Genomic DNA, 21,574 nt, shown 5'->3' with positions numbered 1-21,574 from the left:
TCAGACCGGCACGCCGTACAGATCGTGCTCGTCGGCATCCTCGATCTCCACCGCCACGATATCGCCCTGCTTGAGATGGGCGGCGTCGCGCAGGAAGACTTCGCCGTCGATCTCGGGCGCATCGGCCTTTGAGCGGCCGGTGGCGCCACCGTCCTCGTCCACCGCATCGATGATCACATCCAGCGTGCGACCGATCTTGGCCTGGAGCTTTTCGGCCGAGATGCGCGCGGTGAGGTCCATCAGGCGGGCGTAGCGCTCCTCCTTGATCTCCTCTGGCACCTGGTTCGGCAGATCGTTGGCCGCTGCACCCTCGACCGGTTCGAAGCGGAATGCGCCGACGCGGTCGAGCTGGGCTTCCTCCAGCCAATCCATCAGATATTTGAAATCGTCCTCCGTTTCGCCGGGAAAGCCGACGACGAAGGTCGATCGGATCGCGATATCGGGGGCGATATTGCGCCAGTTCTTGATGCGCTCCAGCACCTTCGCCTCGTTGGCGGGGCGGCGCATCAGTTTCAGGACGTTGCGGCTGGCATGCTGGAAGGGGATGTCGAGATAGGGGAGGATCAGTCCCTCGGCCATCAGCGGGATGACCTGATCGACGTGCGGGTAGGGATAAACATAGTGCAGGCGGACCCACGCCCCGAGCTTGCCTAGTTCGCGCGACAGATCGGTCATGTGCGCGCGGACTTCATTGCCGTGCCACATGCGGGGTTGGTGGCGAATGTCCACGCCGTACGCCGACGTGTCCTGGCTGATGACCAGCAATTCCTTCGTGCCGGCTTCGATCAGCTTTTCCGCTTCACGCAGGATCGCATCGGGGCGGCGGCTGACGAGATCGCCGCGCAGGCTCGGGATGATGCAGAACGAACAGCGGTGGTTGCAGCCTTCGCTGATCTTCAGATAGCTGTAGTGGCGCGGGGTAAGTTTCAGGCCGCTATCGGGCACGAGATTGAGGAACGCACTGGGCGGCATAGGGGCCGCATCATGGACCGCGCCCACGACCTCTTCGTATTGGTGCGCGCCGGTGACGGCGAGGACGTTCGGGAATTTGGCGCGGATCATCTCCGCCTCCTTGCCCATGCAGCCGGTGACGATGACGCGGCCATTCTCGGCGATGGCTTCGCCGATCGCCTCGAGGCTTTCCTCCTTGGCGGAATCGAGGAAGCCGCAGGTGTTGACCAGCACGACGTCCGCCCCGGCATAGTCCGGCGACATGGCATACCCGTCCGAGCGCAGCTTGGTGAGAATGCGTTCGCTATCGACCAGGTTCTTCGGACAGCCGAGCGAAACCATGCCGATCTTCGGCGGGGAGGGGAGTATCGTTGCCATGGGAGGGGCGGCATGTAGGGCAAGCGGGGGGATTTTTCCAGCGTGTTGCTTTGCGTACCAATTCGCACAACTTTCGCGCTTCCCCGGCGAAGGCCGGGGCCCAGGAGTCGGGCGATGATTGGCGCATGCTGCGCTCAGTTATATCCACCTTCGCAACTGGGCCCCGGCCTTCGCCGGGGAAGTGCTCGTGTTGAGAGTAGGATGTTGCTGCAATGAAAGGAGGGCCAGCATATGTTTACATCATGGCCAGCCAGCGCAACGGCACAATTTACATAGGGTCCACAAACGAACTCGCGCGACGCGCTCGGGAACATCGCGAGGGGCTGATTGAAGGTTTCACCAAAACATACGGTTGCAAGTTTTTGGTCTGGTACGAGGTTCACGATACATCGGAATCCACGACAGTTCGAGAATTCCGGATGAAGGAATGGAAACGGGCGTGGAAGATACGGGAGATCGAAGGGCTGAATCCGAACTGGGACGATCTGTACGATCGGATCGCACAACCATGATGGACATTCCGACTGGGCCCCGGCCTTCGCCGGGGAAGCCCGAGTGGAGTTTGATTGTGCATCCGGATACGCCGTCGAAGGGCGTTCAGGCGGTGCGGGTCGAGGCGATTTATGATGGTTGCGCCTTGTTGCTCACTTTCATCGTCGAGGGCAGCGAGCATGTCGCGCTTCCCGATTGGGTGACCTCCGTCCGTGCCGATGGCCTTTGGAAGACGACGTGTTGCGAGCTGTTTCTCGCGCCGCTCGGGTCCGAAGCCTATTTCGAGTTCAACTATTCGCCCTCGACACAATGGGCTGCTTACCGGTTCGACGGGTATCGGGCCGGGGGCACGGATTTGACGCTGGCCGTGACGCCGCATGTCGATCGGGGTGATGATGAATCCGACTTTCTGGTCGAGGTGGATCAGGATCTGTCCGATCTTCCGTCGGGACCGTTGCTGATGGGTTTATCCGCCGTGATCGAGGAGATCGACGGGACGAAATCCTATTGGGCGCTTGCTCATGCGCCGGGGTCGCCGGATTTCCATAACCGGGATTGCTTTATCGCGACCCTCCCGGCACCACGCCGCCCATGAAATTCGGTATCGATCGCCTGCTCGCCGACCCAGACCTGCGCAAACCGCTGGAGGGGAAGCGTGTGGCGCTCCTCGCGCATCCGGCCTCGGTGACGGCGGATTTGACGCATAGCGTGGACGCGCTGATCGCGGCGGGGCTGAACGTATCCGCGATGTTCGGGCCGCAACACGGGGTGCGGGGCGATCTGCAGGACAATATGATGGAGTCTCCGGACTTCACCGATCCGCAGTACAATATTCCGGTGTTCAGCCTGTATGGCGAGGTGCGGCGGCCGACCGGGCAATCGATGGGCACGTTCGACGTGATGCTGATCGACCTGCAGGATGTCGGGTGCCGGATCTACACGTTCGTGACGACCCTGCTCTATGTACTGGAAGCAGCGGCCGCGCACGGCAAGGCGGTGTGGGTGCTCGACCGGCCCAACCCGGCGGGCCGGCCGATCGAGGGGCTGACGTTGCTGCCGGGGTGGGAGAGCTTCGTCGGGGCAGGGCCGATGCCGATGCGGCATGGCATGACGCTGGGCGAACTCGGGCACTGGTTCATCGCGCACTACAAGCTGGACGTAGAGTATCGCGTCGTGGCGATGGATGGTTGGCAGCCGGATACCGCGCCGGGCTTCGGCTGGCCGGAGGATCGGGTATGGATCAACCCCAGTCCAAACGCCGCCAACGTCAACATGGCGCGGGATTACGCCGGCACGGTGATGCTGGAGGGGACCAACCTGTCCGAGGGACGCGGCACGACGCGGCCGCTGGAAATGTTCGGCGCGCCCGATATCGACGCGAAGGCGGTGATCGCCGAGATGCGCCGGATCGCGCCGGATTGGCTGGCGGGATGCACACTGCGCGATTTCTGGTTCCAGCCGACATTTAACAAGCATGTCGGGCAACTCTGCCACGGCGTGTTCATTCACGCCGAGGGGGCGGGATACGACCATGCCGCATTCCGGCCGTGGCGGGTGCAGGCGGCGGGATTCAAGGCGATCCGTGCGCTGTATCCCGATTACGATCTGTGGCGCGATTTCCCGTACGAATATGAGTTCGGCAAGCTGGCGATCGACGTGATCAATGGCGGGCCGGGCCTGCGCGAATGGGTTGATGACGCGGCGGCGAAAGCGGGCGATCTCGATGCGGCAACGCGGCCGGATGAAGCGGCGTGGGCGGAGACAATACGGCCGTTTCTGCTGTATTGATTAACCCTTTTACAGGGGTTTTGGGCCAGAATATCGATCGAACAGGAGTTTGATCGATGAGCGAGACGGTTGCTGGCGGACGGGCGAAGCGCGACAGCGTGTTTCGAACCGCCGGCATCATGCTGGATGGCGGACGACGGATCGAGTGTCGCGTGCGCAACGTGTCGCCGACCGGCGTCGGGGTATCGCACAAGGGCGATCTCAGCACCGGAATGGCGATCCGCATCGCGATCGGAAAGACGCCCGAAGTCGCGGCAACGGTCGCCTGGGCGACCGAAGACCAGGCTGGCATCGCGTTCGGCGCCATGCCGAAATCGGATGACATCAAGATCGCGAGCGCGCTGCCGACAGTACAGGCGGGCTGGATGGCCGAAATCGACGATCGGTACAGGAAGTGACGGTGAATGACGCGACGCACAACGACTGATCGCGGACTCGCGTCATCCTGTCACAAAGCGTTGTGAACCGTCGTAATTTTGCAGCATGCCCCGAATCGACAGGGGAATTCGTTTGCGGGGACGACTTCGATGGTATCGGATCATCACTATTACCAACGGCGCGCGATGCAGGAGCAGGTCGCCGCGCGTAACGCGCTGACCGACGAGGCACGCGAGCGTCGGCTGGCGCTGGCGCAACTGTATCAGGCTAAACTGGCGGCGTTGACGGCCTGAACGACTAGCGTATCGGCTGGAGCTTCGGCCGAGCCTTGAGGGCGGGCCGATCATTGCCCTTGATGCCGATCCCTTCCCGCAAGACCACCGGCTGCGGACAGCCATCCACATTTCGATACACGGCGAGTATCTGAGCGGCCGAAGGCTCCCTGCTGAGCGGGCGGGCATTGAGAGGCTTGGCCGGATTGCCGACCAAAGTCTGTTCCGAACCGCATTTCGCATCCAGAGGCGAGTGGCGATCCGCGGCTTGCGCGGCGGACGGAGCAAGTGATGGGGCGATCAAAGCCAGCATCATCAGACGGCGCATGATAGTGATCCCTTCGCTTGCCTGTCGCCAGTTCACACCATCACCGCTTGCGCGTCAATTCCCGCATCGCATCGTCCAGCCCCGCAAGCGTCAGCGGGAACATCCGGTCGGTCATCAGTTCGCGGATGATGCGAACGCTCTGCGAATAGCCCCATTGGTCCTTCGGCACCGGGTTGAGCCACGCGGCCGCCGGGTAGGTATTGGTCACGCGATGCATCCAGACCGCACCGGATTCCTCGTTGAAATGTTCGACCGAGCCGCCGGGATGGCTGATCTCGTACGGACTCATCGAGGCGTCGCCGACGAAGATCAGTTTGTAATCATGGCCGAATTTGTGGAGCACGTCCCACATCGGCGTCCGCTCGGCGAAGCGGCGCTTGTTATCCTTCCACACGCCTTCGTACGGGCAATTGTGGAAGTAGAAGAATTCGAGATTCTTGAACTCGGTGGTCGCGGCGGAGAACAATTCCTCGCAGAGCTTGACCCATGGATCCATCGATCCGCCGACGTCTAAAAACAGCAGCAGTTTGACGGCGTTGCGGCGCTCGGCGCGCATAACTACGTCGAGCCAGCCCTGTCGCGCGGTGCCGTCGATCGTGGCATCGATATCCAGTTCGTCGGCCGCACCTTCGCGCGCGAACTTGCGCAGGCGGCGGAGCGCCACCTTGATGTTGCGGGTGCCGAGTTCCTTGGTGTTGTCGAGATTCTTGAACTCGCGCTGATCCCAGACCTTCAGGGCGCGCTTGTGCTTGCTCTCGCCGCCGATGCGCACGCCTTCGGGATTGTAGCCGCCATTGCCGTACGGGCTGGTGCCGCCGGTGCCGACCCATTTGTTGCCGCCCTGATGCCGTCCCTGTTGTTCTTCGAGCCGCTTCTTCAGCGTCTCCATGATCTCGTCCCACGATCCGAGCGACTTGATCGCCTCCATCTCCTCGGGGGTGAGGAATTTCTCGGCGACGGCCTTCAGCCAATCGGCGGGGATTTCGGCGTTCTGCGTGCCGAAGGTGGTGGCGATGCCCTTGAAGACCTTGGCGAAGACCTGATCGAACTTGTCGAGCAGCCCCTCGTCCTTCACGTACACCGCACGGGAGAGGTAGTAGAAATCCTCCGGCGTGCGATCGATCACCTCGGCATCGAGGGCCTCGAGCAGGAGCAGATGCTCTTTCAGGCTGGCGGGAATGCCGGCGGCGCGAAGTTCGTCGAGGAAGTTCAGAAACATACGCTCACCTTTGGCCGCGCGCTCATTTCAAGGCGTCGCTGTTGATCTCAATGCTGGTGTTTCCGTCCGTCGTAAAGACGGTACGCGAGCGACGCTTTCCGCCTTTCTTGTCGCTGCCGTCGAGCATTGCGGAAAGTTGAGCGTTGTTCGGCATGGTTTCGAAGCTGCCGAACACCTCCACTTGGGCGATGTCGTAGCGTTTTACGGTGTAGCCCTTCCCGAACAATACCGGTTCGGCGGTGATCATTCGCCCGGCGTCGTTCAGCAGGATGATCGCGACATTCCCATCCGCAGAGCTGGCCGGGCGCAATATGGCATGGCCGTCTTTCGTCGCACCACTGACGCAGAGCGCGGATCGCCCATTGTTCGGGAATGCGGGCAAGGATTTGTCTTTGGACGCTGTCCCCTTCTTCGCACCCTTCTTGTCTTCGAGCACGATGGATCCACCGATCAGCGATGCAAGCAACGCCATGCCAGCCTGATTCTTGTCGGCAAGCGTCTCGGCCCGGTTTGCGCTGGTTTCGGGGCAAGCCGCGGCCATCTTGAGCGGCATGGCCGGCACGGGTTTTGCCTTGCCGTCGAATCGCAACCCGGCGACCAACGTGTCGAAGGCGGCGTCCGCTTCTGCCCGGCGTGATGCCGGCGCGGTTACCCGCGTCACGACCATCCAGCTATCGGCCCGTACGAAGCCAGCCAGCGTGACCAGCGGTTTGCCAGGGGCAAGGGCGACATTGTCGTAGATCCGCTTGATGCCACCATCGGCGATGCCCGCGACCGGCACGACAGCGTCCAGCGCGATCGTCGGGTCCTTGCCGAAACGCTCGCGGATCGCGGCATCGGTAGCGTACGTTGCCAGCGCGGTATCCGCATAGGTCGGATAGAAAATGTAGACCGTGCCGAACACCTCCCCATCTTCCGACTCATACTGTGCGATATTGTCGATACCCTTGCCGTTCTCCGACGCTTCTCCGGTCTTGATCAGCGACAGCGCGCCAGCGCGAACCGGCATGGAGATTTGGGGCTTTGTGACGGTGGCGCGATCACGATCCGTTTTCCAGACCTCGGTCGGTGTCGGGTCCTTTGCAACCGCCGTTCCCGTGATACTCAAGGCAAGACCGAAGACCAGTGCGCGCATATAATCCCCCGACAGCCATGCTTGGCGATTGAGATTATGGCAGCCTCGTCGGCACTTACAATGCGTATGCGATCAGTATGCGTCGATCAGCGCGCCGACATAGTCCGGGTTGCGGCCGGTAAGTTCCGGGGCCGTGTGGGCGCGGGTGGCGGTTCGGGTGCCGTCGGGCGCGCCGTAGATGAAGCCGTAGACGGGGTAGATACTGCTGCCGAGGCCGTCGCGGTCACGGTACCAGACCTTCACCTCGGTCCAGTCGTTATCGGGGCTGACATCGGTGAGCGTCACATCCTGTTCGGCATGGCCGCGTTCGCCGTTCTGGCGCGACCAATTGGCGTGCGTGACCATGACGACGCGGCTGGTGACGACGCGGCTGACGACGGCGACATGGCCGAGGCGCAGGCGGGCGGATTTCTCGAACACGATGACCGCGCCGACCTTAGGGATGTCACCACGCTGGTAGCGGCCGTCGGCCTGGCCCCACCAGGTCCAGGCGTCGCCGTAGATCTGGATGCCGGAAGCGGCGCGGGCGAAGGGTACGCATTCGCCGACATAATCGAGGAGGGAGCTGGCGCGTGCGGGGGTTGTGGCGATTGCGGCCGCTGTGATCAGCGTCGACAGAAGTACGAAAATGCGTCTCATTTCCGAGACTCCCCTGGCCTTGTTTCGGCTGTCGGGAAGGTGGGGGATAATGGTTAACAAGACGTTAATTGGGACGGGTGAGGTTTGTCGTGGGGAATTACTTTGTCACCCAGGGGCTTGAACCGGGGACGTGCTGTTCTTCCTGCCGAGAAGAAGCGGGACCCCGGATCAAGTCCGGGGTGACGATGGGTGGTGGTCCCGCCTTACGCGTTTTTGCGAGGGAGGTGGGCCAGCGACACCAGCACGAACGAGATGATCATCAGCAGATACCAGGCGCCAAGCTTTTCCGGCGCGACGGGGGCCCAGCCGGCGGTCTGCGCGGGATAGACCCAGGCGCGGGAGAAGGTGGCGATGTTCTCGGCGAACCAGATGAAGGCGGCGACGAGCAACCAGCCGACCAGCAATGGCATCCAGCGTTCGCGGCGGAACGATATGAAATGGATGCGCGTGCGCCAGAACAATAGGGCGGTGGCGGCGAACAGACCGATGCGGATGTCCGGCAGCCAGTGATGGGTGAAGAAGTTTGCGTAGATCACGGCGGCCAGCACGATCGTCGTCCAGCGCGGGGGATAATGATCGAAGCGGAAGCGGAAGATGCGCCAGACGCGCGCGATATAGCTTCCGACCGCCGCGTACATGAAGCCGGAGAATAAGGGCACGCCACCGATCCGGAGCAGGCTCGGTTCGGGATAGGCCCATGATCCGTGCGCCGTCTTGAACACCTCCATTACGGTGCCGACGATATGGAAGGCCAGGATCAGTTTGGCTTCGCTCAGGCTTTCGAGGCGGAAGGCGAGCATGCCGAGCTGGATCGCCAGCGCACCGACGGTGAGTACGTCGTAGCGTGCGATCGGCGCATCGGCGGGATAGAGCAGGTGGGTCGCGAACAGCATGAGCAGCAACAGGGCGCCGAAAAGGCACGCCCAACCCTGCTTGAAGCCGAACAGCAGGAATTCATAAACCGCCGCCGTCCAGCCGCGCGTCGGTTGTTTCGCCTCCAGCGCGGCCCGGACGCGCGCGAACCGCGTTGCGCCCGGCGGTGCCGCATCATCGGTCAAATCGTGTAGCCTTCAGCCCTTATTCTGCGCCCGCTTGGCCATGAAGGCGAGGCGTTCGAAGAGCATCACGTCCTGTTCGTTCTTGAGCAATGCGCCGTGCAAGGGCGGGATCGCCTTGGTCGGGTCGCGGTTCTGGAGCACGTCCAGCGGCATATCCTCGTGCAGGAGCAGCTTCAGCCAGTCGAGCAGCTCGCTGGTGCTGGGCTTCTTCTTCAGGCCGGGCACGTCGCGGACGTCGTAGAAGATGTCCATCGCGCGGTTGACGAGGATCTTCTGGATGCCGGGGAAGTGGACGTCGACGATCGCCTGCATCGTGTCGCGATCGGGGAATTTGATGTAGTGGAAGAAGCAGCGGCGCAGGAACGCGTCGGGCAGTTCCTTCTCGTTGTTGCTGGTGATGACGACGATCGGGCGTTCGACGGCGCGCACCGTCTCCTTCGTCTCGTAGACGTGGAATTCCATCCGATCGAGTTCCTGCAACAGATCGTTGGGGAATTCGATATCGGCCTTGTCGATCTCGTCGATCAGCAGGACGGGGGGCTTGGGGCGGGTGAACGCTTCCCAGAGTTTGCCCTTGCGGATGTAATTGCCGATGTCGTGGACGCGTTCGTCGCCCAACTGGCCATCGCGCAGGCGGGCGACGGCGTCATATTCGTACAGGCCCTGTTGCGCCTTGGTGGTGGATTTGATGTTCCACTCGATCAGTTCGGCATCGACCGCCTTGGCGATTTCATAAGCCAGGACGGTCTTGCCGGTGCCTGGTTCGCCCTTCACCAGCAACGGGCGACGGAGCGTGACGGCGGCGTTGACCGCGACCTTCAGGTCGTCGGTCGCGACATAGCTCTGTGTGCCCTCGAAGCGCTTCATCCCGGCATCCAATCCCGTTTCGACTATCGGGTATGGCGATAGAGGGATTTCACGCGCGAGCGCAAGCGTGGCGGTGGAATATTGGAGATGGATGGTTTGCCTTCGCCGTTCGTCTTGAGCTTGTCGAAGGGCGTGCCCGGAACACGCCCTTCGACAAGCTCAGGACGAACGGGGCAAGAATGGGTTCGTCGGGGTGAGGGGCTTAGATGTGGTCGCGGGCGCTGGCGCGAGCTTCGAGCAAGTCCCACAGGCCGCGATGCTGGGCGAGCAATTGCTGCGCGCCGAACGCCATGGCGCGCTCTACACCCGGTGTCTCGCCGAGCGTGGCGATGACGGTGGCGATCTCATTGTCGATCGGCAGGACGCATTCCGGCGGCGTGATGCCGAAGCGGTGGGCGGCGAGATCGAGCATGGGGCGGATCGTGGCCCAATCGAGCAGCAACGCGGTGGCGGCTCCGGTGGCGCAGCCGGCGCGATCGGACTGGGCGAGCATGCCCAACGCGTGACGCTGCCCCAGGACGGCGGTTTCGGATTCAGCTTGGCCGGGGGTGGAGGGCGCGTGGCCGGCGGCGACGGCGAGCTTGGCGAGGTAATTGCGTTCCTCGGTAAAGGCGTCCGAGGCGGCGAACAGCCAATCGCGAGCGAGCGGCTGGGCATTGCGCTCCGCCGCGTGCTCAATCACGCCGGGGTGGCGACCGTGGAGCGTGCACAGCGCATGGACGGCATCGGCCAGGTCGCGCACCGAAACGGTTCGCGCCGACAACTTGGGCATGATCGGGTGAGTCGCGCTGCCGTCGGCGTCGGCCAGTGCGGCGATGATGCCCCAACTGCCCTGCGCCCGCGCCAGATTTAACGATTCGAAAACCATAGACCCCCGGTGGATGCCGGCGTCGCCCACATGCGCGCCCGAACCCCTGTTCGGGCAAAGGGTTATACCGAACCGCGTAAATACGTGGTGTACGCGGGGTTAGGGGTGTTTCAATCTAGGTTAAGAGGTGCGGAAACATCCTCGATGCGCATCGCAACGCCGCGACGGTGCGGTTCGATCGTCAGCGTGAGCAGGCCGTCGACGCGGCGCGGGGAAGGGAGGTCGACGATCTGCGTGACGCCGGCCGCCATGACATGACGCAGCGTCTTGAGCAGGACGTCGCGCGAAGGGATTGGTACGAGCGTGTCGAGCGAGATGCCGGGCGCGACGCCTTCGCCGAAATAGGCGCGTGCGCTGCGGCTGGTGGCGGTGATGCGCAGATCCGCGTCGGCGATGACCACCATGTCGCGCACGAGATCGAGCAGGGCGGTGGAGTCCGGCCCCTGGATCTCGCGATCGGGAATGTGCGGGGCGACGAGCGCCTCCATCACCTCGATCGAGGTGAGGACCAGACGGGGCCGGCCGCGGAACATGACATAGACCGGAGCGCGGGTGGCGCGTTCCTGCCAGAGGCCGAAATGGCGGACGAGTTCCGATGCGGTGACGATCTCGGACCGGGCCACGTCGGTGCGGGGGCGTGTGCTGGGGGAGCGCTCATGGGGTCACGCAACCATATCTTGCGTGGGCGATGCAATGAGGCCGATCCGTAGCGGTGGCAATTTTGGTTGGGGGCGTCGAACCTACCCGTCTGCCCTGAACTTGTCGAAGGGCTGTCTTTCTTCGCACCGCGGGAATTGCGGCATGAAGAAGGACAGTGCTTCGACAGGTTCAGCACGGACGGGGAGTTGATCGCGAAACCGCGCCCCGTTTCGCGGGAACGCGGTCGTGTTCTACTGGTCCAGGAAACTACGCATCTTGCGCGAGCGGCTCGGGTGCTTGAGCTTGCGCAGCGCCTTTGCCTCGATCTGGCGGATGCGTTCGCGCGTTACGCTGAACTGCTGGCCGACTTCCTCCAGCGTGTGATCGGTGTTCATGCCGATGCCGAAGCGCATGCGTAGCACGCGTTCCTCGCGCGGGGTGAGCGACGCCAGAACCCGCGTGACGGTTTCCTTGAGATTGGCCTGGATCGCGGCATCGACCGGGATGATCGCGTTCTTGTCCTCGATGAAATCGCCGAGGTGCGAATCCTCCTCGTCGCCGATCGGCGTTTCGAGGCTGATCGGCTCCTTGGCGATCTTCATCACCTTGCGCACCTTTTCCAGCGGCATGGAGAGACGCTCGGCCATCTCCTCCGGGGTCGGTTCGCGGCCCTGTTCGTGCAGGAACTGGCGGCTGGTGCGGACCAGCTTGTTGATCGTCTCGATCATATGGACCGGAATGCGGATCGTGCGTGCCTGATCGGCGATCGAGCGGGTGATCGCCTGACGGATCCACCAGGTGGCGTAGGTGCTGAACTTGTAGCCGCGACGATATTCGAACTTATCGACGGCCTTCATCAAGCCGATATTGCCCTCCTGGATCAAATCCAGGAACTGAAGCCCGCGATTGGTGTATTTCTTGGCGATCGAGATGACGAGACGCAGGTTGGCCTCGACCATTTCCTTCTTGGCGATACGCGCCTCGCGCTCGCCCTTCTGCACCATGTTGACGATGCGGCGGAATTCCGGGAGCGCCATGCCGGTCTGCTGGGAGATTTCGGAAATCTCCATGCGGATGCGATCGACCGAATCGGTCTCCGCAGCGACGAAGGCGGCCCATTTCTTGTCGAGCTTGCCGAGGTTCGGGATCCACTGCTCGTCCAGTTCATGGCCGATATAGCGATCGAGGAAGTCCTTGCGCGGCACCTTGTGGCGCTCGGCGAGGCGCAGCATCTGGCCGCCCAACGCGGTCAGGCGGCGGTTATAGGCGTAGAGCTGATCGACGAGATATTCGATCTTGGCGTTGTGGAACTGGACGCTCTCGACCTCAGCCGTGAGTTCCTCGCGCAGCTTCTGATATTTGCGCTCGTCGGCATTCGACAGCTCGCCGCCCGCGCCCATCGCGTCGAGGCGCTGAACCTGCATCTTGCTGAACTTCTTGTAGAGCGCCGTGATGCTGGCGAAGCGTTCGAGCGCGATCGGCTTCAGCTGCTCTTCCATCTGCGCGAGCGAGAGGGTGTTGTCCTCCTCCTCGTCATCGGACGGACGCGGCGTGCGCCGCTCCTGCATCGAATCCTCTTCCTCGTCGGCAGGGGCCTCTTCCGGCTCTTCCTCTTCCTTGAAGCTGGGGCCGGCGGTCTTCTCGCTGATCTCGCCCGAACCTTCTTCGTCGTCGGTGAGCGATTCGGGGGCGGGATCCTTGGACAGCATCGCATCGAGATCCATGATCTCGCGCAACTGCATCGTGCCTTCGTTGAGCGCGGTCGACCAGTCGATGATCGCGTTGAAGGTGATCGGCGATTCGCACAGGCCGAGGATCATCGTGTCGCGGCCGGCCTCGATGCGCTTGGCGATGGCGATTTCGCCCTCGCGACTGAGCAGTTCCACCGCGCCCATTTCGCGCAGATACATGCGCACGGGATCGTCGGTGCGATCGACGACCTCCTTCTTCTTGACGTCGATATGCTGCGAGCCGTCGTCCGACGCATCGACCGATTCGACCTCGTCGTCATCGGCGGGCTTCTCGTCGCCTTCCTCGCCGGCTTCGTCATTCTCGACGATGTTGATGCCCATCTCGCTCAGCGCCGAGGAGATATCCTCGATCTGATCGGACGACATCTCGCCCTGCGGCAGTGCTTCGTTGAGCTGTTCGTAGGTGATGTAGCCACGCTTCTTGGCGCGCGCGATCACCTTCTTGATCGATGCGTCGTTGAGATCGATCAGCGGAGCATCGCCGTTTTCCGTGATGTCGGTCGCTTCCGCCATGTCCGTCTTCGCCATTAATTGCCCTCAGCACCAAAAGCCCTGGCGTCTTCGTTCGCCTGCACCAGATTTGCAAGCCGAGCGTCGAGCGCCTGTTGTTCCATCACGAGCGCCACTTGCCGCTCGAACGCTTCATCAGAGTGAAGCCTTTGCATTTCCGCCGTTGCATCGGCCAGCGCCGCATCCACTTCGGGGCGCGCCACCAGGATTGCGATCGCCTCGTCGAGGTCCTCGCGCGCCCGTTGCGGCTCCGCATCCTTCAGGGTGAAGGAGAGCGAAAGCTGGTCCGGCCGAAGCAATTCGTGCGCGATTATATCAAATCCAGATGTCGCCAATATGGTGAGAAGGCGGTCACTATCAAGCGCCTGATCTTCTAACGCCAAATCTACGACCGCTTCGAACAGTCTGCCGAGCGCGCCATCGGCCAGTTTCAGGCTGCCGAGCACCTCCATGTGGCGGGCGATTTCGGCCGGGTGGCGGATCAATCCGGCGAGCACAGCCTTGGCGAGGACGCGATCGATGCCGCCGGCGCGGATGCCCTTGGGACCTTCTCCGACCGGGCCCGGCGGGGCTTTCCAGGGCTGGCCGGGTTTGCGTTGGCCGCGCGGCTGGGGCGTGAAGGGGCGGAAGGGTTCGCGCTTGCGGGCGTAGAGATCGTCGAAGCGGCGGCGGAATTCGGCGATATATTCGTGTTTGACGTTCTGATCCGCGATCAGGCCGGCGAGCTCGTTCAGGCGGTGTTTGAGGCCTGCTTTCTGTTCGGGCGTGTCGAGTGGTTCGAGCGCGAGTTCGTGCGCCCAGAGTTTGTCGACAAGTGGATCGGGGGTTTTCAGCAGCGTTTCGAAGGCGGCGGCACCTTGTGCGCGGACGAGATCGTCGGGATCCTGGCCCTGCGGCAGCGTGACGAAGGCGAGGCTGCGGCCGGGGCTGAGCATCGGCAAGGCGCGGTGGGCGGCGCGGATCGCGGCTTTCTGACCGGCGCTGTCGCCGTCGAGGCACAAGATCGGTACGTCGCTCATTCGCCACAGCCGTTCGAGCTGCGCTTCGGTAAGCGCGGTGCCCAAAGGCGCGACGGCTTCCTCGAACCCGGCCTGGGCTAGAGCGATGACGTCCATATAGCCCTCGACCACCAGCACGCGGCCCGACTTGCGCGCGGCTGGGCCGGCGCGATCGAGATTGTAGAGCGTGCGGCCCTTGTCGAAGAGCGGCGTTTCGCGGGAATTCAGGTATTTCGGTTCGCCGTCTCCGATGATGCGCCCGCCGAACGCGACGGTGCGCCCGCGCGGATCGCGGATCGGAATCATCAGGCGGCCGCGGAAGCGATCGTAGGGCGCTTTCTGCTCGACCGAGATGAGCAGGCCGGCCTCGACCAGCATCGGGTCGCCGTAGCTTTTCAGCGCCTCCTTCAATTTGGTGCGCGAATCGGGGGCGAAACCGAGCGCGAAGGCGCGGGCGGTCTCGGGCTCGATGCCGCGCTTTTCGAGGATCGTACGCGCCTCGGCACCGGCGATGCCGTTGAGCTGATCGGTGAACCAGATCGCTGCGTCGGCGCACGCCTCGTGCAGGCCCTTGGCGGCCTCGGCTTTCTCCGCCGCACGCGGGTCCATCGCGGGCATTTCCATGCCGGCGGACTGCGCGAGTTCCTTCACCGCATCCATGAACGGCAGACCGCGCTGGTCGGTCATCCAGCGGATCGCGTCGCCATGCGCGCTGCACCCGAAGCAATGGTAGAAGCCCTTGTCGTCGTTGACGTAGAAGCTCGGGCTCTTCTCGTTATGGAAAGGGCAGCAGGCACGATATTCGCGGCCGGCTTTCTGAAGCTTGGTGGTGCGGCCGATCAGCGCGGACAGGAGCGTGCGGGCGCGCAGTTCGTCGAGGAATTGGGGGGAGAGCGACATATCTTCTTACTCCCCCTGCCCGCTTGCGGGAGGGGGTTGGGGGGTGGGTTCCCGGCCGGATCGGGTCGCTGCGTTCACAATAGCCTCCAGCACACCCGCCATATTCGATGTCAGATCGTTGTTCCAGAACCGGATGACCCGGTAGCCGGCCTGTTCGATCGCGCGAGTACGGGCGGCATCATATTCTGTCGCATCGCCGTGCTGGCTGCCATCCAGTTCGACGACCAGCTTGCGCGACCGGCATACGAAATCGACCCGATAGCCGACGATCGGCATCTGGCGGCTGAATTTCAGTCCTGCGAGGCGACTGCCCTTAAGTTGTAGCCAAAGCATCGACTCGTGTGGGGTGGGATTGTTTCTGAGCGTGCGCACTTCCGCCGTTGGCCGGCCCAGTCTGAACCGCGAGCCCACCCCCGGCCCCTCCCGCAAGCGGGAGGGGGGAAGAAGTGGAGTGCCCTCCTCCGACGGTCGGGGAAGAAGAGGCGCGCGTTCTTCCATCTACGAAAGCGCCGCCTTCACCAGCCCGCTCGCCTTGCTCATGTCCAGCTCGCTCGCGTGGCGGGCCTTAAGCTCCGCCATCAGGCGGCCCATGTCCTTCATGCCATCGGCACCGATCTCGGCCTTGATCGCGGCGATGGCGGCCACCGTTTGCGCCTCGTCCATCTGGCGGGGGAGGAAGCGTTCGATCACCGCGACTTCGGCGGCTTCCTTGTCGGCGAGTTCCTGACGGCCGCCCTTCACGAACATGTCGATCGATTCGCGGCGTTGCTTGACCATCTTCTGCAACACTTCGATCACCAGCGCGTCGTCGCCCTCCGGGGCCTTGCCGGTGCGGGCCTCGATGTCGCGGTTCTTGATCGCCGATTGCATCAGGCTGATCGCGCCGCGTGCTTCCTTGTCGCCGGCTTTCATCGCGGTGATCTGTGCGGCCTTGATGTCGTCTCGAATCATTTCACGTCCTTAAACTTCGTGCGCGATGCCTAGCGGGTTTCGGCGATCGACGCTCGGTTTATCAGATTGACCTTGGCATCAACCGCCACTAGCCAACGCCGCTTAGCGACATCGAAAACAAACGGAGTGCCCGCCGACATGGCCGACGCCAAACCTATTGCTGCGCCTGAAGGAGCGACCGGAGTCCTGGTGCTCGCGAATGGCGAGGTTGCGTGGGGGCGCGGATTCGGCGCGGAAGGCGAGGCGGTGGGCGAGGTGTGCTTCCACACCGCGATGACCGGATATCAGGAGGTGATGACCGACCCCTCTTTCGCGGGGCAGATGGTGACCTTCACGTTCCCGCATATCGGCAATGTCGGCGCGAACCCGGACGATATCGAGGCGAACGACCCGCACGCTTTGGGCATCATCGTGCGCGAGGACGTTACCGCGCCGTCGAACTTCCGCAGCGTGGAGCATCTGGATGCGTGGATGGCGCGGCATGGGCGGATCGGCCTTTCGGGCATCGACACGCGCGCGTTGACGCGGCGGATCCGCACCGGCGGCGCGCCGAACGCGGTGATCGCGCATTCGGCTGCGGGCGTGTTCGACATTCCGGCGCTGCTGGAAAAGGCGCGGGCGTGGCCGGGGCTGGAGGGCATGGACCTCGCCATCGAGGTGACGACGCAGACGCATTATGGCTGGGACGGCGGCGTGTGGCGGCTGGGGTTCGGGTATGACGCGACCGACGAAGCGGGCGCTGAGCAGGCTGCGAGCCGACCCCACGTCGTGGCGATCGATTACGGTGCCAAGCGCAACATCTATCGCAATCTGGTTAAGGCCGGGGCGAAGGTGAGCGTGCTGCCGGCGACCGCGACGTTCGAACAGGTGATGGCGCTGCAGCCCGACGGCATCTTCCTGTCGAACGGCCCGGGCGATCCCGCCGCGACGGGCGAATATGCCGTGCCGGTGATCCGCGCGCTGCTCGAGACGCGCATTCCGCTGTTCGGCATCTGTTTGGGCCACCAGTTGCTGGCGCTCGCGGTGGGGGCGGAGACGACCAAGATGTTCCAGGGCCATCGCGGTGCCAACCATCCGGTGAAGCGCATCGCCGACGGCGTGGTCGAGATCACCAGCATGAACCACGGCTTCGCGGTGCGCAGCGAAACCCTGCCGGACACGGCGCGCGAGACACATGTGTCGCTGTTCGACGGGTCGAACGCGGGGTTCGAACTGACGGATCGGCCGGCGTTTTCGGTGCAATACCACCCGGAGGCGAGTCCGGGGCCGCAGGATAGCTTGTATCTGTTCGAGCGGTTTGTGGGGATGTTGGGGGACGAAAATTGACCTCCGGCGAGTTGCTCAACTGGGGCGGCCTGGCGTTATTCATCATTGTATCCACAACACTGATATTGCGGATGAGGCGAACGGAGCGTGAAGCCATAGAGGCTTTCGATACCGACGGCATGGAGCATTTCAAATGCGTCACCGACGATTGGAAATGCGAGCGGATCAAGAAGCGAGCAGTTAAACTCGGATGGGTGCCGATAGTAGATGATCGCACAGGGCATCATCAGGGGACCTTGATCCTAAAGCGCCAAGACGAAACGGCGGTATCATTGCGAGAACTTCTAGGAACGCTTCACAAAGCTGGATTGGCCTGCCGGCCACAGCGGATTGAATTGCCCTTCAGTGAAATGACCGATCAAAAGGCTCCATCATGACCCTCCCCGAAGTATCCCCCGAGCGCCTCGCCGAGGAATGGGCCGCCGATAAGGACGTGCTGCAAAGCCTCGCCGAGAATGGTGATGTCGCGCATCTCGTGCGGCCGATCGACGTGAGCTTTCGCGGGAGCGAGGCGGCGCTGGATCGCTTGGAGGAGAGTGCGGAGGAGCTCGGCTTCGAGGTGATCGAGCGCGAGGAGGATGAGGATGGCGAGATCTCGCTGTTCCTTGGCTGCGAGCAGGCCGCCGATGAGGCCGCGATCAAGGCGCTGACGCTGAAATGCCTGCAGATCGAATTACTGTACGACGTGGAATATGACGGCTGGGGCTGCACGTCAGAAGACGGCACCGGCGAAGACGGACAAGACTGACAATGCCAAAACGTACCGACATCTCCTCCATCCTCGTCATCGGCGCGGGGCCGATCGTGATCGGGCAGGCGTGCGAGTTCGATTATTCGGGCACGCAGGCGATCAAGGCGTTGCGCGAGGAGGGCTATCGCATCGTGCTGGTCAATTCGAACCCGGCGACGATCATGACCGATCCCGAACTGGCGGACGCGACCTATGTCGAGCCGATCACGCCCGAGATCGTGGCGAAGATCATCGCCAAGGAGCGTCCGGATGCGGTGTTGCCGACGATGGGCGGGCAGACCGCGCTGAACACGGCGCTGGCCTTGTTCAACGACGGCACGCTGGAGAAATACGGCGTGCAGATGATCGGCGCGGATGCCGAAGCGATCGACAAAGCCGAAGACCGGCAGAAATTCCGCGATGCGATGGACCGGATCGGGCTGGAAAGCGCGCGATCGATCGTCGCGCATACGCTGGACGAGGCAATGGCGGGGCTTGCGCATACCGGCCTGCCGGCGATCATCCGGCCGAGCTTCACAATGGGCGGATCGGGCGGCGGCATCGCGTACAATCGCGAGGAATTCGAGGCGATCGTGCGCTCGGGGCTGGACGCGTCGCCGACGACAGAGGTGCTGGTCGAGGAATCGCTGCTCGGCTGGAAAGAATATGAGATGGAGGTCGTGCGTGATCGCAACGACAATTGCATCATCATCTGCTCGATCGAGAATGTCGATCCAATGGGCGTGCATACTGGCGATTCCATCACCGTTGCGCCGGCGCTGACGCTGACCGACAAGGAATATCAGATCATGCGCAACGCGAGCATCGCGGTGCTGCGTGAAATCGGCGTGGAAACAGGTGGTTCCAACGTGCAGTTCGCGGTCAATCCGAAGGATGGCCGGCTGATCGTGATCGAGATGAACCCGCGCGTGTCGCGGTCGTCCGCGCTCGCGTCCAAGGCAACCGGCTTCCCGATCGCCAAGGTCGCGGCAAAGCTAGCGGTGGGGTACACGCTGGACGAGATCACCAACGACATCACCGGCGCGACCCCGGCGAGCTTCGAACCGACGATCGATTATGTCGTGACGAAGATTCCACGTTTTGCATTCGAGAAGTTCAAGGGTGCCGAGCCGATCCTGTCGACCGCGATGAAGAGCGTCGGCGAAGTGATGGCGATCGGGCGCAATATCCATGAGAGCATGCAGAAGGCGCTGCGTGGCTTGGAGACCGGTCTGAGCGGCTTCAACATGGTCGAGGCGCTGGCCGGTGCACCGCGGGCGGAGATCGAGGCGGCGCTGGCGCGGGCGACTCCGGATCGGCTGCTGGTCGCGGCGCAGGCGTTGCGCGAAGGATTCACGGTCGCCGAGGTTCATGCGATTGCCAAGTTCGATCCGTGGTTCCTGGATCGGATCGCGGAAATCATCGCCGCCGAGGAGCAGGTGTGCCGGCATGGCCTGCCGATCGAAGCGGCGGGGCTGCGCAAGCTGAAGGCGATGGGATTCAGCGACAAGAGGCTCGCTTATCTTGCTCTGAAATCGGTCAATTTGCGTGGTATGGAGCGCGGCATCGCGCGTGGGTCGGGCTTGATCCACGATGCGGTGGTGGCGATGAGCGGGGGCGTGACCGAGGACGAGGTGCGCGCGCTACGCCACCGGCTCGGTGTGCGGCCGGTGTTCAAGCGGATCGACACCTGCGCGGCCGAATTCGATGCGAAGACGCCATATATGTATTCGACTTACGAGGCTCCGACCTTCGGCGAGCCGGAGAATGAGAGCCAGCCGACCGATCGGCGCAAAATCGTGATCCTGGGCGGCGGGCCTAACCGGATTGGGCAGGGCATCGAGTTCGATTATTGCTGCTGCCACGCCTGCTTCGCACTTGGGGATGCCGGCTATGAGACGATCATGGTCAATTGCAATCCGGAGACGGTGTCGACCGATTACGATACGTCGGATCGGTTGTATTTCGAGCCGCTGACGGCCGAGGACGTGCTGGAAATCCTGCATGTCGAACAGCAGAACGGCACGCTGGTGGGCGTGATCGTGCAGTTCGGTGGGCAGACGCCGCTCAATCTGGCGCGCGCGCTGGAGGCGGCGGGGATCCCGATCCTCGGCACCAGCCCCGATGCGATCGACCTGGCGGAGGATCGCGAGCGCTTCTCGGCGCTGGTGACGAGGCTCGGCCTGTTGCAGCCGGCGAACGGTCTGGCGCGGAGCCGGGACGAAGCGGTCGCGGCGGCGGAGCGGATCGGCTATCCGGTGCTGATGCGGCCGAGCTACGTGCTGGGTGGGCGCGCGATGGAGGTGGTGGATTCGCTCCAGCAGCTCGACGACTACATTCAGACCGCGGTGCAGGTGTCGGGAGATTCGCCGGTGCTGATCGATCAATATTTGCGCGATGCGATCGAGGTGGATGTGGACGCGATTTGCGACGGCACCGACGTGACGGTGGCAGGCGTGCTCCAGCATATCGAGGAAGCGGGCGTGCATTCGGGCGACTCGGCCTGTTCGATCCCGCCTTATTCGCTCTCCCCCGAGATCATCGCCGAGATCGAGCGGCAGACGGTGGCGCTGGCGCATGCGCTGTCGGTGGTCGGGCTGATGAACATCCAGTTCGCGGTTAAGGACGGATTGGTTTATCTGATCGAGGTGAACCCGCGTGCCTCGCGTACCGTACCGTTCGTCGCCAAGGCGATCGGCGCGCCGATCGCCAAGATCGCGGCGCGAGTGATGGCGGGCGAGAAGCTGGCGAACCTGCCGAAGATCGACCGGCACATCGATTATTATGCCGTGAAGGAAGCGGTGTTTCCGTTCAATCGCTTCCCGGGTGTCGATCCGGTATTGTCACCGGAAATGAAATCCACCGGCGAAGTGATGGGAATCGATCGCTCTTTCCCGGTTGCTTTCTACAAGGCGGAACTGGGCGCAGGGACGGTGCTGCCGAAATCGGGCACGGTGTTCGTCTCGGTCAAGCCGAGCGACAAGCAGGTGATCCTGCCCGCCGCGAAGCTGCTGGCGGAGCAGGGCTTCAAGATCATCGCGACCGACGGGACGGCAGCATTCCTGATCGCCAACGGTGTAGCGGTCGAGCGGATCAACAAGGTGGGGCAGGGCCGCCCGCATATCGTGGACCGGATGAAGGATGGCGATATCGACCTGGTGTTCAACACCACCGAGGGCTGGCAGAGCCTGAAGGACTCGCAGCCGATCCGCGCCGCGGCGCTCGTTCAGAAGATTCCGCACTTCACGACTGCTGCCGCCAGCGTCGAAGCGGCACAGGCGATTATCGCACTGGCCAACCACGCGCTTGAAGTAATGCCGCTGCAATCCTATTATTCATCTTCGCACACTTAATCCCCCACAAACGAGAAACGTGCGGGCGGGTCTGACAAGGCCG

General features: G+C 62.9%; 22 protein-coding genes. 9 read left to right on the top strand and 13 right to left on the bottom strand.

The genetic code is table 11. The features are described 5' to 3' along the window. Window positions 1-1,329 carry a 30S ribosomal protein S12 methylthiotransferase RimO gene (gene rimO, locus U1738_RS02625; RefSeq protein ID WP_332787470.1) on the bottom strand — a complete coding sequence of 443 codons (1,329 nt, stop codon included), beginning with the start codon at window positions 1,327-1,329 and terminating at the stop codon, window positions 1-3. Between the two features lie 212 nt (window positions 1,330-1,541). Between rimO and U1738_RS02620 the strand changes: the two genes are divergently transcribed. The 5 genes from U1738_RS02620 (at window position 1,542) to U1738_RS02600 (ending at window position 4,280) form a co-directional block, all read left to right on the top strand. Beyond that, on the top strand, window positions 1,542-1,841 hold the full coding sequence (locus tag U1738_RS02620) for a GIY-YIG nuclease family protein (RefSeq protein WP_332787469.1): 300 nt from the start codon (window positions 1,542-1,544) through the stop codon (window positions 1,839-1,841). Then, window positions 1,757-2,416, top strand: a complete 660-nt coding sequence (locus U1738_RS02615) for a DOMON-like domain-containing protein (protein WP_332787468.1) — start codon at window positions 1,757-1,759, stop codon at window positions 2,414-2,416. The genes U1738_RS02620 and U1738_RS02615 overlap by 85 nt, the downstream gene beginning before the upstream one ends. Beyond that, the gene (locus tag U1738_RS02610) at window positions 2,413-3,609 is read left to right on the top strand and encodes an exo-beta-N-acetylmuramidase NamZ family protein (protein ID WP_332787467.1); all 1,197 of its coding nucleotides are present in this window, start codon (window positions 2,413-2,415) and stop codon (window positions 3,607-3,609) included. The genes U1738_RS02615 and U1738_RS02610 overlap by 4 nt, the downstream gene beginning before the upstream one ends. Window positions 3,610-3,665: 56 nt before the next feature. Continuing rightward, a complete protein-coding gene (locus tag U1738_RS02605; protein WP_332787466.1) occupies window positions 3,666-4,007 on the top strand; it encodes a PilZ domain-containing protein in 342 nt (113 codons plus the stop codon). 129 nt (window positions 4,008-4,136) lie between these two features. Next, complete coding sequence (locus U1738_RS02600; protein WP_332787465.1) at window positions 4,137-4,280, top strand: hypothetical protein; 144 nt, start codon at window positions 4,137-4,139, stop codon at window positions 4,278-4,280. 4 nt (window positions 4,281-4,284) lie between these two features. Here the strand turns inward: U1738_RS02600 and U1738_RS02595 are convergent, their stop codons facing one another. The 12 genes from U1738_RS02595 to U1738_RS02540 form a co-directional block, all read right to left on the bottom strand. Beyond that, entirely contained in the window at window positions 4,285-4,587 is a 303-nt protein-coding gene (locus U1738_RS02595) for a hypothetical protein (protein WP_332787464.1), read from the bottom strand. Window positions 4,588-4,627: 40 nt separating this feature from the next. Further along, entirely contained in the window at window positions 4,628-5,806 is a 1,179-nt protein-coding gene (locus U1738_RS02590; RefSeq protein ID WP_332787463.1) for a vWA domain-containing protein, read from the bottom strand. A 22-nt stretch (window positions 5,807-5,828) separates the two neighbouring features. Beyond that, on the bottom strand, window positions 5,829-6,941 hold the full coding sequence (locus U1738_RS02585; RefSeq protein ID WP_332787462.1) for a hypothetical protein: 1,113 nt from the start codon (window positions 6,939-6,941) through the stop codon (window positions 5,829-5,831). Window positions 6,942-7,013: 72 nt separating this feature from the next. Further along, window positions 7,014-7,580, bottom strand: a complete 567-nt coding sequence (locus U1738_RS02580) for a CHAP domain-containing protein (protein WP_332787461.1) — start codon at window positions 7,578-7,580, stop codon at window positions 7,014-7,016. A 203-nt stretch (window positions 7,581-7,783) separates the two neighbouring features. After that, complete coding sequence (locus U1738_RS02575) at window positions 7,784-8,638, bottom strand: DUF817 domain-containing protein (protein ID WP_332787460.1); 855 nt, start codon at window positions 8,636-8,638, stop codon at window positions 7,784-7,786. 12 nt (window positions 8,639-8,650) lie between these two features. Beyond that, on the bottom strand, window positions 8,651-9,505 hold the full coding sequence (locus U1738_RS02570; protein ID WP_332787459.1) for an AAA family ATPase: 855 nt from the start codon (window positions 9,503-9,505) through the stop codon (window positions 8,651-8,653). Window positions 9,506-9,707: 202 nt separating this feature from the next. Continuing rightward, window positions 9,708-10,373: a DUF6975 family protein gene (locus tag U1738_RS02565; RefSeq protein WP_332787458.1), complete on the bottom strand. Its 666-nt coding sequence runs from the start codon at window positions 10,371-10,373 to the stop codon at window positions 9,708-9,710. Between the two features lie 110 nt (window positions 10,374-10,483). After that, the gene (locus tag U1738_RS02560; RefSeq protein ID WP_332787457.1) at window positions 10,484-10,996 is read right to left on the bottom strand and encodes a PAS domain-containing protein; all 513 of its coding nucleotides are present in this window, start codon (window positions 10,994-10,996) and stop codon (window positions 10,484-10,486) included. Between the two features lie 267 nt (window positions 10,997-11,263). Continuing rightward, a complete protein-coding gene (gene rpoD / locus U1738_RS02555; protein ID WP_332787456.1) occupies window positions 11,264-13,291 on the bottom strand; it encodes an RNA polymerase sigma factor RpoD in 2,028 nt (675 codons plus the stop codon). Next, window positions 13,291-15,171 (bottom strand): DNA primase, encoded by a 1,881-nt coding sequence (gene dnaG / locus U1738_RS02550; protein WP_332787455.1) that lies wholly within the window; start codon window positions 15,169-15,171, stop codon window positions 13,291-13,293. Before dnaG ends, rpoD begins: the two co-directional genes overlap by 1 nt. Before the next feature lie 6 nt (window positions 15,172-15,177). Continuing rightward, window positions 15,178-15,543 (bottom strand): endonuclease domain-containing protein, encoded by a 366-nt coding sequence (locus tag U1738_RS02545; RefSeq protein WP_332787454.1) that lies wholly within the window; start codon window positions 15,541-15,543, stop codon window positions 15,178-15,180. Between the two features lie 126 nt (window positions 15,544-15,669). Then, on the bottom strand, window positions 15,670-16,122 hold the full coding sequence (locus U1738_RS02540; RefSeq protein ID WP_332787453.1) for a GatB/YqeY domain-containing protein: 453 nt from the start codon (window positions 16,120-16,122) through the stop codon (window positions 15,670-15,672). A gap of 138 nt (window positions 16,123-16,260) precedes the next feature. Here U1738_RS02540 and carA point away from each other — a divergent pair, with 138 nt between their 5' ends. Genes carA through carB form a run of 4 tightly spaced genes read left to right on the top strand, consistent with a single transcriptional unit; the run spans window position 16,261 to window position 21,531 of the window. Next, complete coding sequence (gene carA / locus U1738_RS02535) at window positions 16,261-17,448, top strand: glutamine-hydrolyzing carbamoyl-phosphate synthase small subunit (protein WP_332787452.1); 1,188 nt, start codon at window positions 16,261-16,263, stop codon at window positions 17,446-17,448. Further along, complete coding sequence (locus U1738_RS02530) at window positions 17,445-17,825, top strand: hypothetical protein (protein WP_332787451.1); 381 nt, start codon at window positions 17,445-17,447, stop codon at window positions 17,823-17,825. The genes carA and U1738_RS02530 overlap by 4 nt, the downstream gene beginning before the upstream one ends. Further along, window positions 17,822-18,196: a ribonuclease E inhibitor RraB gene (locus U1738_RS02525; protein ID WP_332787450.1), complete on the top strand. Its 375-nt coding sequence runs from the start codon at window positions 17,822-17,824 to the stop codon at window positions 18,194-18,196. The genes U1738_RS02530 and U1738_RS02525 overlap by 4 nt, the downstream gene beginning before the upstream one ends. Window positions 18,197-18,198: 2 nt before the next feature. Further along, window positions 18,199-21,531 (top strand): carbamoyl-phosphate synthase large subunit, encoded by a 3,333-nt coding sequence (gene carB, locus U1738_RS02520; protein WP_332787449.1) that lies wholly within the window; start codon window positions 18,199-18,201, stop codon window positions 21,529-21,531. Window positions 21,532-21,574: the final 43 nt, after the last annotated feature.

The sequence above is a fragment of the Parasphingomonas caseinilytica genome (assembly GCF_036663755.1).
Taxonomy (GTDB): domain Bacteria; phylum Pseudomonadota; class Alphaproteobacteria; order Sphingomonadales; family Sphingomonadaceae; genus Sphingomonas.
This window is presented reverse-complemented; position numbering and strand designations above follow the sequence as displayed.